The following is a 13,535-nucleotide window of genomic DNA, read 5'->3' on the forward strand; positions in this document are numbered from 1 at the left end:
CCAGACGAAAGACCCGAAGGACCCGAAAGGCCGCGGGACGACTTTCTGGAGGTGTGGCGCTGGATGCTGAGTGAACGCAGGCTTCAGGTATTGCGCGCCATCGTCCAGGACTATGTCGGAACCGAGGAGCCGGTCGGGTCGAAGGCGCTGACCGAGCGGCACAACCTCGGCGTCTCCCCGGCGACCGTGCGCAACGACATGGCCGCCCTGGAGGACGAGGGGTACATCGCCCAGCCGCACACCAGCGCCGGGCGGATCCCCACCGACAAGGGCTACCGGCTGTTCGTCGACAAGCTGGCCGGCGTCAAGCCGATGAGCGCGCCCGAGCGGCGGGCCATCCAGAACTTCCTCGACGGCGCCGTCGATCTCGACGACGTCGTGGCGCGGACCGTGCGGCTGCTGGCGCAGCTGACGCGGCAGGTCGCGGTCGTGCAATACCCGTCGCTGACGCGGTCCACCGTGCGGCACGTGGAACTGCTCGCGCTGGCTCCGGCCCGGCTGATGCTGGTGCTGATCACCGACACCGGACGGGTCGAGCAGCGGATGGTCGACTGCCCGGCGCCGTTCGGGGAGTCGTCGCTGGCGGATCTGCGGGCGCGGCTGAACAGCCGGGTCGCGGGGCGCCGGTTCTCGGACGTTCCCCGGCTGGTGGAAGACCTGCCGGAGGCTTTCGAGGCCGAGGACCGCGGCACGGTCTCGGCGGTGCTCTCCACGCTGATGGAGACGCTCGTCGAGGAGAACGAGGAGCGGCTGGTGATCGGCGGGACCGCCAATCTCACCCGCTTCGGGCATGACTTTCCCCTCATGATCCGGCCCGTCCTGGAGGCGCTTGAGGAGCATGTCGTGCTCCTCAAGCTCATGGGCGAGGCCGGGGATTCGGGCATGACCGTACGCATCGGTCACGAGAACGCCTATGAGGGGCTCAACTCCACGTCCGTGGTGTCGGTCGGTTACGGTTCGGGCGGCGAGGCACTCGCCAAGCTCGGCGTGGTCGGACCGACCCGCATGGATTACCCGGGAACGATGGGAGCGGTACGAGCGGTGGCACGGTACGTCGGACAGATCCTGGCGGAGTCGTAAGTGGCCACGGACTACTACGCCGTTCTCGGCGTGCGCCGCGACGCGTCGCAGGAAGAGATCAAGAAGGCCTTCCGTCGGCTCGCGCGCGAGCTGCACCCGGACGTCAACCCGGATCCGAAGACCCAGGAGCGGTTCAAGGAGATCAACGCCGCTTACGAGGTGCTCTCCGACCCGCAGAAGAAGCAGGTCTACGATCTCGGCGGCGACCCGCTCTCGCAGAGCGGCGGCGGGGGCGCGGGCGGCTTCGGGGCCGGCGGGTTCGGGAACTTCTCGGACATCATGGACGCGTTCTTCGGTACGGCGTCGCAGCGCGGGCCGCGCTCGCGTACCCGCCGTGGCCAGGACGCCATGATCCGGATCGAGGTCGAGCTCGACGAGGCGGCCTTCGGTACGACCAAGGACATCCAGGTCGACACGGCGATCGTCTGCAACACCTGCAACGGTGAGGGCGCGGCGCCGGGCACCACCGCCCAGACGTGTGACATGTGCCGGGGCCGGGGTGAGGTCTCGCAGGTGACGCGGTCCTTCCTCGGGCAGGTCATGACCTCCCGGCCCTGCCCGCAGTGCCAGGGGTTCGGGACCGTCGTGCCGACGCCGTGCCCCGAGTGCGCGGGTGACGGGCGGGTGCGGTCGCGGCGGACGCTGACCGTGAAGATCCCGGCCGGTGTCGACAACGGCACGCGGATCCAGCTCGCCGGTGAGGGCGAGGTCGGGCCGGGCGGCGGTCCCGCGGGTGACTTGTACGTCGAGATCCACGAGCTGCCGCACTCCACGTTCCAGCGGCGCGGCGACGATCTGCACTGCACGGTGACGATCCCGATGACGGCGGCCTCGCTCGGTACGAAGGTGCCGCTGGAGACACTGGACGGGATGGAGGAGGTCGACATCCGGCCGGGTACCCAGTCCGGGCAGTCGATCCCGCTGCACGGGCGCGGTGTCACGCATCTGCGGGGCGGCGGCCGGGGCGACCTGATCGTGCACGTCGAGGTGCAGACGCCGACGAAGCTGGACCCCGAGCAGGAGCGGTTGCTGCGCGAGCTGGCGAAGCTGCGCGGCGAGGAGCGGCCGACGGGGCAGTTCCAGCCGGGCCAGCAGGGTCTGTTCAGCCGGCTGAAGGACGCGTTCAACGGGCGTTGACGGGTGGCCGCCAGGGGGCTCCGCCCCTGGACACCCGAGGCCTTCGCCCACCCGCCATCCGACTCGGTTCGTTGAAGGGTGAGTCTTCACCCGACTCGGTTCGTCACAAGGCGGGGCTCGGTTCGAAGGTGAGGCCTTCGACCCCGATATATCTGGCATGTGCCAAGGCGGCGGCCCGATTCGGACTTGTTCGGAGGACGTGACAACATGCCGTCATGTCCTCCGCGCTGACCGATCTCTTCCCTCTTCCGATCGTGCAGGCCCCCATGGCGGGCGGGGTCTCCGTGCCGCAGCTCGCCGCCGCCGTGTCCGAGGCGGGCGGGCTGGGGTTCCTCGCCGCCGGGTACAAGACCGCCGACGGGATGTACCAGGAGATCAAGCAGTTGCGGGGGCTGACCGGCCGCCCCTTCGGTGTGAACCTCTTCATGCCGCAGCCCGAGTACGCCGAGTCGGGTGCCGTCGAGGTCTATGCGCATCAGCTGGCCGGCGAGGCAGCCTGGTACGAGACCGAGCTCGGCGACCCGGACAGCGGCCGGGACGACGGGTACGAGGCCAAGCTGGCCGTGCTGCTCGACAACCCGGTGGCCGCGGCCTCGTTCCACTTCGGTGTCCCGAGCCCGGAGGTCCTCGACTCCCTGCGCCGCGCGGGCACCCTGACCCTCGTCACCGCGACCACCGCCGAGGAGGCCCTCGCCGTCGAGCGGGCCGGGGCGGACGCGGTGATCGCCCAGGGGGTGGAGGCCGGGGGACACCAGGGCACACACCGGGATGTGCAGGAGAACGACGGGTCCGGGATCGGGCTGCTGTCGTTGATCGCCCAGATACGGGAGACGGTGGGTATCCCCGTCGTCGCCGCCGGCGGCATCATGCGCGGCAGCCAGATCGCCGCCGTGCTGGCCGCAGGGGCGAGCGCCGCCCAGCTGGGTACGGCCTTCCTCGCCACTCCCGAGTCCGGCGCCACCGAGCTGCACAAGCAGGCGCTGACCAACCCGCTGTTCACCCGGACCGAACTGACCCGGGCGTTCTCCGGGCGGCCCGCCCGGGGTCTCGTCAACCGCTTCATGCGTGAGCACGGCCCGTACGCGCCCGCCGCCTACCCGGAGGTCCACCACCTCACCTCCCCGTTGCGCAAGGCCGCCGCCAGGGCCGGGGACGCGCAGGGCATGGCGCTGTGGGCCGGGCAGGGGCATCGGATGGCCCGGGAGCTGCCCGCCGGACAGCTGGTGGAGATCCTCGCCGAGGAACTCGCCGCCGCGTCGACAGCGTTGTCCACCAAGGAGGGGGAGGAGCGATGACCGCCCCCGTCTTCGTCGTCGACCACTTCCGTGCGGACGGCGGCGGACAGTACGTCCTGGACGGGCCCGAGGGCCGGCACGCGGTCTCCGTGAAGCGGCTCCAGCCCGGCGAGGAGGTCGTCCTCACCGACGGCGCCGGCCGCTACGCGGTCTGCGACGTGGTCGCCGCCGAGGGCAAGGACCGGCTGGTCGTCCATATGACGTCGGTCTCGGAGGAGCCGGAGCCGTCTCCCCGTATCACCGTCGTCCAGGCCCTCCCCAAGGGCGACCGCGGTGAGGTCGCCGTGGAGACCATGACCGAGGTCGGCGTCGACGTCATCGTGCCCTGGCAGGCCGCCCGCTGCATCACCCAGTGGAAGGGCGACCGGGGCCTCAGGTCGCTCGCGAAGTGGCGGGGCACCGCCCGCGAGGCCGGCAAGCAGTCCCGCCGGGTGCGGTTCCCGGAGGTCACGGACGCGGCGACGACCAAGCAGGTTGCCGCACTTCTCGCCGAAGCCGACCTCGCCGCCGTCCTCCACTCCGACTTCGAGCACGAAAGCCTGCCGCTGGCCACCGCCCAACTGCCCGCCGAGGGCGAGATCGTGCTGGTCGTCGGGCCCGAAGGGGGCGTCGCCCGGGACGAGTTGGCGCTCTTCGAGGAGGCGGGTGCGAAGGCCTACACCCTGGGGCCTACCGTGATGCGCACATCGACCGCGGGGACGGCGGCCGCGGCCCTGCTCCTGGGCCGCACCGGCCGGTGGTCCTGAACCGCACGACACTCCGGGGGAACACACCGTGGAACTCGCCCAGATCCGGCTTCTGGTCACCGACTTCGCCGCCTGCTACCGCTTCTACTGCGAGGTGCTCGGGCTGAAGCCGCAGTCGGGCGCGAGCGAAGGGCCGTACGAGAAGTTCAGCCCGCACGCCGGGTCCGCGGGGATCGCCCTGCAGGACCGGGCGATGATGGCCGAGATACTGGGCGAGCTGGGGGATTCCGCCACCGGGCACCGGTCGCTGGTGGTGCTGCGCGTCGACGACCTCGACACCTACTGCGAGCAGATCACCGCGCGGGGCGCCGTCCTGGTGCACGGCCCGGCGCCGATGACGGAACGCATGCGCGTCGCCCACCTCAAGGACCCGGAGGGCAACCTGGTGGAGCTGCAGGAGTGGCTGCTGCTCCGCACCTGACGACGGTCCCGGGCGCTACGGCGCGCAGGACCGGTTCCCCCAGGGGGACATGACCGAACACGTGAGTGGCCGTATGCCCCCTACCGTCACGGGCCCGGCGGTGGCAGGCTGCCCTCCATGGGGGCATTGAGACGGATTTGGCGTCGGCCGCGCGCAGCCAGGGTGGCGGCTGTGGCGGGCCTTGCCGCGGTGGGCGTGGGCGGCATGGCGGCCTGCCAGCCCAGCGACCTGAACACCGCGACGGTCGCCTACACCACCGACCAGACCGCCACCGCCGAGCTGAAACGGCAGCACGTCGACGTCAGTTGGCTCACCTGCACCGGCAACTACGGCTCCTCGGCGAAGGCGACGAAGACGGCGCAGGCCACCAGGACGCCGTCTCCCTCCGGGACCACCGTCGTCTCCGTCGACTGCAAGGGGAAGACGAAGGACGGCCGGGCCATCACCGTGACCGGGCGGGTCACCAAGGCGGTCAGCGGGGCCTGTGTGCGCGGTGACCTCGTGGCCAAGGTCGGCGGCAAGGAGTGGTTCCATGTGAAGGGGCTGGGCAACTGCGATGCCACGCCCGGACCGTCGTACAGCTACCGGCCGCCCACGTACGGGCGGCAGCCCGGTCCGACCGTCACGGTCACCAAGACCATCTGGTGCCAGGGCGACCCCAAGTGCTGGCCCGTGCAGGGAAAGTGATCGAAACCGGCCGCCGGGAACACGCCGTGGTGCATAGGCTGAGCGGGTGACTCAGGGTGCAGCGACAGGACCGCGGTCCTACCTCCGATTTCCCCATGTCCACGGCGACCTGATCGCCTTCACCGCCGAGGACGACGTGTGGCTCGCGCCCCTCGACGGCGGCCGGGCCTGGCGGGTCAGCGCCGACAACATGCCGGTGACCCTGCCCCGTATCTCCCCCGACGGGACCACGGTCGCCTGGACCTCCACCCGCGACGGCGCCCCGGAGATCCACATCGCCCCCGTCGACGGCGGCCCCTCGACCCGGCTGACGCACTGGGGGAGTGCGCGCACCCAGGTGCGCGGCTGGACCGACGACGGGCAGGTCCTGGCGATCACCACCTACGGTCAGGCCAGCCTCCGGCGCAGCTGGGCCCGTACCGTCCCGCTCGACGGCGGACCGTCCACCGTCCTGCCGTACGGCCCGGTCGGCCATGTCGCCCACGGGCCGCACACCGTGCTGCTGTCCGCGCCGATGGGCCGCGAGGCGGCCTGGTGGAAGCGGTACCGGGGCGGTACGGCCGGGAAGCTGTGGATCGACCGGGCCGGGGACGGCGAGTTCGTACGGCTGCACGAGGAACTCGACGGGAACCTGGAGTACCCCGTGTGGGCCGGGGAGAGGATCGCGTTCCTCTCCGACCACGAGGGCACCGGGGCGCTGTACTCCTCCCTCGCCGACGGCTCCGACCTGCGCCGGCACACCCCTCTCGACGGTTTCTACGCCCGGCACGCGGCGAGCGACGGCACCCGGGTCGTCTACGCCTCCGCCGGTGAACTCTGGCTCCTCGACGACCTGGAGGGCGCCGAGCCGCGCCGGCTGGACGTCCGGCTCGGCGGGCCCCGCGTCGACCGGCAGCCGTACCCGGTCAACGCGGCCCGCTGGTTCGGCTCCGCCTCGCCCGACCACACCGCGCGCGGCAGCGCCGTCCTGGTGCGCGGCGGCGTGCACTGGGTGACCCACCGGTCCGGCCCGGCGCGCGCCCTCGCCGCCCAGCCCGGGGTACGTGCCCGACGGCCCGTCACCTTCCGCGCGGACGCCGAGGAGTGGGTGGTGTGGGTGACGGACGCCGAGGGCGAGGACGCCCTGGAGTTCGCCCCCGCCACCGGTCTCGCGCCCGGCTCCACCCCGCGCCGGCTCGCCGCCGGACAGCTCGGCCGGGTCCTGGGGCTCGCCGTCGCCCCGGACGGCAGCCGGGTCGCCGTCGCCTCCCACGACGGACGCCTGCTCCTCGTCGAACGGGAGACGGGCGAGGTCAGGGAGGTGGACCGCAGTGAGGACGGCGACGTCTCCGGCCTCACCTTCTCGCCCGACTCGGGCTGGCTCGCCTGGTCGCACCCCGGCGCCGGCGGACTGTCCCAGCTCCGTATCGCCCACACCACCGACCTCACGGTCACCGAGGCGACCCCGCTGCGTTTCCAGGACTACGACCCCGCCTTCACCCGCGACGGCAAACACCTGGCGTTCCTCTCCACCCGCTCCTTCGACCCGGTCTACGACGAGCACGTCTTCGACCTGGCCTTCGTGGTCGGCGACCGCCCGCACCTGATCACCCTCGCCGCCACCACCCCCTCGCCGTTCGGCCCGCAGCGGCACGGCCGCCCCTTCGAGACCCCCGACAAGGACGAGACCCCGGACGCCGAGGGCACCCCCGCCACCCGGATCGACCTGGAGGGCCTCGCCGATCGGATCGTGCCCTTCCCCGTCGAGGCCGGCCGCTACTCCGGCCTGCGCGCCGCCAAGGACGGCGTCCTGTGGCTGCGCCACCCGGTGCGCGGCGTGCTCGGCGCCTCCCGTGCCCACCCCGAGGACCCCGAGCCCAAGACCGAGCTGGAGCGTTACGACCTCGCCCAGCAGCGCATCGAGTACCTCGCCTCCGACGCCGACCACTTCGAGGTCAGCGGCGACGGCAAACGCGTCCTGCTGTGGGCCGACGGCAAGCTCAAGGTCGTACCCAGCGACCGCCGCGCCTCGGGCGACGACGACAGCGACACCAACATCACCGTCGACCTGTCCCGGGTACGGCAGACCGTCGACCCGGCCGCCGAGTGGCGGCAGATGTTCGACGAGACCGGCCGCATCATGCGCGACCAGTTCTGGCGCCCCGACCTCGGCGGCGTCGACTGGGACGGCGTCCTGGACCGCTACCGCCCGCTCGTCGACCGCTGCGCCACCCATGACGACCTCGTCGACCTGCTCTGGGAGGTGCAGGGTGAACTCGGCACCTCGCACGCCTATGTCACCCCGCGCGGCGGCCACGGCGGCGGCGCCCGCCAGGGCCTGCTCGGCGCCGACATCTCCCGGCACGCGGACGGCAGCTGGCGCATCGACCGGATCCTGCCCGCCGAGACCTCCGACCCCGGCGCCCGCTCCCCGCTCGCCGCACCCGGCGTCGCGGTCCGCGCAGGCGACGCGATCGTGGCCGTCGCCGGCCGCCCCGTCGACCCGGTCACCGGCCCCGGCCCCCTTCTCGTCGGCACGGCGGGCAAGGCGATCGAACTGACCGTGTCCCCGGCCGGCGGCGGCGAGCTGCGGCACCCGGTCGTCGTGCCGGTCGCGGACGAGGAACCCCTGCGCTACCACGCCTGGGTCGCCGACCGCCGGGCCCACGTCCACACGGCGTCCGGCGGCCGCCTCGGCTACCTCCACGTCCCCGACATGCAGGCGCCCGGCTGGGCCCAGATCCACCGCGACCTGAGCGTGGAGATGGCCCGCGAGGGCATCGTCGTCGACGTCCGCGAGAACCGCGGCGGGCACACCTCCCAGCTCGTGGTGGAGAAACTGGCCCGGCGGATCGTCGGCTGGGACCTGCCGCGCGGCATGCGGCCCCACAGCTACCCGATGGACGCGCCCCGGGGACCGGTGGTCGTCGTCGCGAACGAGTTCTCCGGCTCCGACGGCGACATCGTCAACGCGGCGATCAAGGCGCTCGGCATCGGCCCGGTGGTCGGCACCCGCACCTGGGGCGGCGTGATCGGCATCGACAGCCGCTACCGCCTGGTCGACGGCACGCTGGTCACCCAGCCGAAGTACGCGTTCTGGCTGGAGGGCTACGGCTGGGGCGTGGAGAACCACGGCGTCGACCCGGACGTGGAGGTCGTACAGACCCCGCAGGACTGGGCAGCGGGGCAGGATCCCCAGCTGGACGAGGCCATCAGACTTGCGCTGGAGGCCTTGGAGACGGCTCCTGCGAAGACTCCGCCCACTCTGCCCACCTAAGGGGCGCGGGGAACTGCGCGCTCAGCCCCCACCGAGCGCGCACCCGACGACGATACGATGCCCCGGAAGATCGATCACGGTGCCCAGGAAGGAAGCCGCATGGCAGGGGAACCCCAGGACGACTGCCTCTTCTGCAAGATCGTCGCAGGCCACGTCCCCGCGACGATCGTCCGTGAGACGGACACCACCGTTGCCTTCCGGGACATCAACCCCCAGGCGCCCACCCACGTCCTGGTGATCCCCAAGGTCCACTACAAGAACGCGGCCGAGCTCGCCGCAGGCGAACCCGCCGTCGCCGCCGACATACTGCGCGAGGCGCAGACCGTCGCCGACGAGGACAAGCTGGAGAGCTACCGCGTCGTCTTCAACACCGGCAGTGGCGCCGGCCAGACCGTCTGGCACGCCCACGCACACGTCCTCGGCGGCCGCGGCCTGCAGTGGCCGCCCGGATAACTCGCCATGTCCGTACGTGAACTGGTGGTCCTCGGCACCGCCAGCCAGGTCCCCACCCGGCACCGCAACCACAACGGCTACCTGCTCCGCTGGGACGGCGAGGGCATCCTCTTCGACCCCGGCGAGGGCACCCAGCGGCAGATGCTGCGGGCCGGCGTCGCCGCGCACGACCTCAACCGGATCTGCGTCACCCACTTCCACGGCGACCACTCCCTCGGCCTCGCCGGCGTCATCCAGCGGATCAACCTCGACAAGGTCCCGCACCCGGTCACCGCCCACTACCCGAGGTCCGGGCAGCGCTTCTTCGACCGGCTCCGCTATGCCACCGCCTACCGCGAGACCGTCGGCATCACCGAGGCCCCGGTCGACGCGGACGGCGACCTCGCCGCCACCAGGTCGTACACGCTGGACGCCCGAAAGCTGTCCCACCCCGTCGAGTCGTACGGCTACCGGCTCGTCGAACCCGACGGCCGCCGCATGCTGCCCGAACGGCTCGCCGCGCACGGGATCACGGGACCGGATGTCGGCCGGATCCAGCGCGCCGGCGTCCTCGGGGACGTCACGCTCGACGAGGTCAGCGAGGTGCGGCGCGGCCAGCGGTTCGCGTTCGTGATGGACACCCGGCTGTGCGACGGCGTGCACGCCCTCGCCAAGGGCTGCGACCTGCTCGTCATCGAGTCCACGTTCCTCGACGAGGACGCCGGACTCGCCGAGGAACACGGCCACCTGACCGCCGGTCAGGCGGCGGCCGTCGCCCGGGACGCGGGCGTACGGCACCTCGTGCTGACCCACTTCAGCCAGCGCTACTCGGAACCCGAGGAGTTCGAGCGGCAGGCGCGGGCCGCCGGATACGAGGGCGAGCTGACCGTGGCGCGGGATCTGCTCCGTGTGCCGGTTCCGAAGCGCAGGTGAAGCGGCCGTACCATGCTTTGATGCCCCTCCCCAAAGCTGAACTGCACCTCCACATCGAAGGCACCCTGGAGCCCGAACTGGCGTTCCGGCTCGCCGAGCGCAACGGCGTCGAACTGCCGTACGCGGACACCGAAGCGCTGCGCAAGGCGTACCAGTTCGAGGACCTGCAGTCCTTCCTGAACCTGTACTACGAGCTGATGGCCGTCCTGCGTACCGAGCAGGACTTCGAGGACCTCGCGAACGCCTACCTCGCCCGCGCCGCCGAGCAGGGCGTACGGCACGCCGAGATCTTCTTCGACCCGCAGGCGCACATCGCCCGGGGAGTGCCCATGGGCACGGTCGTCGAGGGACTGTGGCGGGCGCTCGGCCACAGCGTCGAGAACCACGGCATCTCCACCCGGCTGATCATGTGCTTCCTGCGGGACGAGTCCGCCGAGTCCGCGATGGCGACACTGGAGGCCGCGAAGCCCTACCTCGACCGGATCACCGGTATCGGGCTCGACTCGGCCGAGGTCGGGCATCCGCCGGTCAAGTTCCGCGAGGTGTACGAGGCGGCGGCCGCGCTCGGGCTGCGGCGCGTGGCCCACGCCGGTGAGGAGGGGCCGCCGCAGTACATCACCGACTCGCTGGACCTGCTCGGCGTGGAGCGCATCGACCACGGGCTGCGCTGCATGGAGGACCCGACGCTGGTGGAGCGGCTGGTGCGGGAGCGGATCCCGCTGACGCTGTGCCCGCTGTCGAACGTCCGGCTCCGCGCCGTCGACGTGCTGGCCGAGCATCCGCTTCCGGCCATGATCGAGGCCGGGCTGCTGTGCACGGTCAACTCCGACGACCCGGCCTACTTCGGCGGGTACGTCGCCGACAACTACCACGCCGTGCGCGACGCGCTGGGCCTGTCCAGGGAGCAGATGCGGGAACTGGCCCGCAACTCCTTCGTCGCGTCCTTCCTGGAGGACGACGAGGAACTGCGGGCGCGGTACATCGCCGAGGTGGAGGCCTTCGAGTTCGGCCCCCACCGGCCCTAGGCCTCCAGGCCTCCAGGCCTTTAGGCCTTCAGGCCGCGACGTCCAGCCGTACCGCCGTCTCGTCGGTGAGTGCCGGGCGGGTCGCGACGGTGGTGGTCCTGCGCCGCAGCGCCACCGCCGTCAGCGGGACCGCGACCGCCAGCAGGCCCACCGCCAGGATCGTCCCCATCGCCGGGAAACCGGCCCGGGCCGACAGCAGGCTGCCGATCACCGGGCCGGTGGCCGTGCCGAGCGACGACGCCGAGCCGACCAGCACCGCCCAGCGGCCCCGCGGGTCGAGGGAGGCGGCCAGGCCGATGACGTACGACAGGACGACCGGGTAGAGGACGTTCCAGGCGATCTCGCCGGTCGCGAAGGACGCCAGGTCGGTGGCGGACGCGCTGAGCGCGACGCAGCCCGCGATGAGAACCGTGCCCAGGCCGATGGGCAGCGCCCGGCCGAGCCGCGGGCCCAGGGCGCCCGCCCCGACCACGCCCAGCAGACCGGCGCCGAGCGCCACGGCGAACACCCCGCCGACGGTCACCTCGCTGAGATGGGCCTGGGTCAGGCCGATCCGGCCGCTCACACCCCAGAGCGAGTTCTGCACGGCCGACCAGCACGGCATCGCGGCGGCCAGCAGCAGACCCGAGCGGAGGTGGGGGAGTCGGGAGCCGCCGGTGGCGGTGGCGGTGGCGGTGCGGGGGAGGGCCGGGGTGGTACGGGGGGAGAGCCGGCCGGTGACCGGCCAGACGGCGAGGGCGGTGAGCGCCATCGCGGCGAGCGGCTGCGCATGGCCCGGGCCGAGGTGCGGGACCGTCAGATAGACGGCACCGGCGAGGGCGGAGACGCCGAGCAGGCCGAGGGTGGTGACGCGGTGCGGGTCGCGCTGTGCGGCGAACCCGGTGGCGGCGACGGCGGTGAGCGTGCCGGAGCCGAAGCCGCCGACGACCGCGCCGGCTATGACCGCCGGGACATGGGTGGTGAGGGCGGCGCCGCCGTAGCCGAGCACGGCGAGGAGCAGGCCGGTCCGGGCGAGGGTACGGGGGCCGATGCGGTACACGCGGGAGGCGAGCAGGAAGCCGGCCACCGCCGAACTCAGCAGCAGCGCACTGCCGACGGCGCCCGCCTGGGTGGCGGAGAGGGGCAGCCCCGACTCCAGTCTGCCGACGGTGGTCGGGAGGAGGTACGGGGCGAGGTACCCGGCCGTGAACAGGGCGACGAGAGGCCAGGGGGTGGTGCGGGCGGACACGGGCGTTCCCAGGGCATGCGAAAGGAGCGGTGGAGAGAGGGGGTTGGGCGCAGGCCGTCGAGGGACAGGAACGCGCGGGCAATTTGTATCAAGGGAGGGAGAGCGGAAGAAGGGCGGGGGGTGTGATGTGGAGCACGGTGGTGTTTGGAGGGTGGGCAGAGGGGTAGGAGCGCCGCGCGCCGTGGGGAGCGGTGGGGTGGCGGGTGCGGGTCGAGTGTGGCCGGTCGCGCCCACGCGGCGGAGCCGCACATCCGGTACAGCCCCGCGCCCCTGGGTCGGCTGCGGTTCGGGTGCGGGAAGGGCGGCCATGCCGGTCGCGTCCACGCGGCTCAGCCGCACATTGATGCGGCCCCGCGCCCCTTGGCGGGCGGCTCAGCCGCACATCGACAGGGCACCGCGCCCCTCGGCCGGTGGTTCGGCTGTGCATCGGCAGGGAGCCGGGTCCCGGAACGCGTGGCCGGTCAGCGCCAGTTGACCGTGCCGCCCGTTGTCGCCGACTCGATCCTCGTGCGGGTTTCCTCCATCACCGCGACGATCTCCTCCTCGTGCTCCGGTGTCAGGCGGGCCACCGGTACCGAGCAGCTGATCGCGTCCTGGGCCGGGGTGTCGTAGCGCAGGGCGAAGCCGAAGCCGGCGATGCCGAGGACGCCTTCCTCGCGGTCGATCGAGTAGCCGCGGCGGCGGACCTCGGCGAGATCCGCCGTGAGGGAGTCCCTGGTGGTGTGGGTGTTGGGGGTCAGCGCCCAGTACGGGCCCTCGGGCAGGGCGGTGTCCGAGCGCTCGGCCAGGAGCGCCTTGCCCAGGGCGCCCACATGGGCCGGCAGGCGTCGGCCCACCCTGCTGATCGTGCGCAGGTACTCGTGGGACTCCCGGGTTGCCAGGTAGGCCACGTTCGTGCCGTCCAGCCGGGCGAGGTGGACCGTCTCGCCCAGTGCCTGGGACGCCTCGTCCAGGTACGGGCGTACGAGGCGGACGCGCGGGTCGGAGTCCAGATAGCTCGTGCCGGTCAGCAGGGTGCGGATGCCGATGCCGTAGAGGGAACCGGTCGTGTCCGTACGCACCCAGCCCCGGGTGATCAGCGTCTGCAGCAGGGCGTACATCGAGCTGCGCGGGACGCCGAGCTCGTCCGCCAGTTCCTGGAGCCGGGCCGGGCGGTCGCCGCGGGCCGCGAGGAGTTCCAGCAGCTCCACCGTGCGCGCCGCGGACTTCACCTCGCGGACGCCTGCTGTCTCGGACATGTGCTGATCGTAGAGGGGCGGGGGCGGGGTGTGCCGTTGACGGGGGTGCGTTCGCAT

At 72.3% G+C, this 13,535-nt stretch carries 12 protein-coding genes; 10 read left to right on the top strand and 2 right to left on the bottom strand.

Annotated features, from left to right (window positions below; all coding sequences use genetic code 11):
• Positions 1-63 precede the first annotated feature (63 nt).
• The 10 genes from hrcA (at position 64) to EDD90_RS36165 (ending at position 11,012) form a co-directional block, all read left to right on the top strand.
• On the top strand, positions 64-1,080 hold the full coding sequence (hrcA, locus tag EDD90_RS36120; RefSeq protein WP_123977055.1) for a heat-inducible transcriptional repressor HrcA: 1,017 nt from the start codon (positions 64-66) through the stop codon (positions 1,078-1,080).
• Positions 1,081-2,217 carry a molecular chaperone DnaJ gene (gene dnaJ / locus EDD90_RS36125; RefSeq protein WP_123977056.1) on the top strand — a complete coding sequence of 379 codons (1,137 nt, stop codon included), beginning with the start codon at positions 1,081-1,083 and terminating at the stop codon, positions 2,215-2,217.
• 215 nt (positions 2,218-2,432) lie between these two features.
• Positions 2,433-3,512 carry a nitronate monooxygenase gene (locus EDD90_RS36130; RefSeq protein WP_123977057.1) on the top strand — a complete coding sequence of 360 codons (1,080 nt, stop codon included), beginning with the start codon at positions 2,433-2,435 and terminating at the stop codon, positions 3,510-3,512.
• On the top strand, positions 3,509-4,258 hold the full coding sequence (locus tag EDD90_RS36135; RefSeq protein ID WP_123977058.1) for a 16S rRNA (uracil(1498)-N(3))-methyltransferase: 750 nt from the start codon (positions 3,509-3,511) through the stop codon (positions 4,256-4,258). The genes EDD90_RS36130 and EDD90_RS36135 overlap by 4 nt, the downstream gene beginning before the upstream one ends.
• A gap of 28 nt (positions 4,259-4,286) precedes the next feature.
• Positions 4,287-4,679 carry a VOC family protein gene (locus EDD90_RS36140; RefSeq protein WP_123977059.1) on the top strand — a complete coding sequence of 131 codons (393 nt, stop codon included), beginning with the start codon at positions 4,287-4,289 and terminating at the stop codon, positions 4,677-4,679.
• Positions 4,680-4,796: 117 nt separating this feature from the next.
• On the top strand, positions 4,797-5,366 hold the full coding sequence (locus tag EDD90_RS36145) for a hypothetical protein (protein ID WP_185149350.1): 570 nt from the start codon (positions 4,797-4,799) through the stop codon (positions 5,364-5,366).
• A 46-nt stretch (positions 5,367-5,412) separates the two neighbouring features.
• Complete coding sequence (locus EDD90_RS36150) at positions 5,413-8,622, top strand: S41 family peptidase (RefSeq protein WP_123977061.1); 3,210 nt, start codon at positions 5,413-5,415, stop codon at positions 8,620-8,622.
• A gap of 99 nt (positions 8,623-8,721) precedes the next feature.
• Entirely contained in the window at positions 8,722-9,075 is a 354-nt protein-coding gene (locus EDD90_RS36155) for a histidine triad nucleotide-binding protein (protein WP_123977062.1), read from the top strand.
• Between the two features lie 6 nt (positions 9,076-9,081).
• On the top strand, positions 9,082-9,987 hold the full coding sequence (locus tag EDD90_RS36160; protein ID WP_123977063.1) for a ribonuclease Z: 906 nt from the start codon (positions 9,082-9,084) through the stop codon (positions 9,985-9,987).
• 20 nt (positions 9,988-10,007) lie between these two features.
• Positions 10,008-11,012 carry an adenosine deaminase gene (locus EDD90_RS36165; RefSeq protein WP_185149351.1) on the top strand — a complete coding sequence of 335 codons (1,005 nt, stop codon included), beginning with the start codon at positions 10,008-10,010 and terminating at the stop codon, positions 11,010-11,012.
• Between the two features lie 28 nt (positions 11,013-11,040).
• Here EDD90_RS36165 and EDD90_RS36170 read toward each other — a convergent pair whose 3' ends face one another.
• Both EDD90_RS36170 and EDD90_RS36175 read right to left on the bottom strand, forming a co-directional pair.
• Complete coding sequence (locus EDD90_RS36170) at positions 11,041-12,240, bottom strand: MFS transporter (protein WP_260328343.1); 1,200 nt, start codon at positions 12,238-12,240, stop codon at positions 11,041-11,043.
• A 461-nt stretch (positions 12,241-12,701) separates the two neighbouring features.
• Positions 12,702-13,478, bottom strand: coding sequence for an IclR family transcriptional regulator (locus tag EDD90_RS36175; RefSeq protein WP_123977065.1), 777 nt, complete (start codon positions 13,476-13,478; stop codon positions 12,702-12,704).
• Positions 13,479-13,535: the final 57 nt, after the last annotated feature.

Source organism: Streptomyces sp. Ag109_O5-1 (assembly GCF_003814875.1).
GTDB lineage: Bacteria > Actinomycetota > Actinomycetes > Streptomycetales > Streptomycetaceae > Streptomyces > Streptomyces sasae.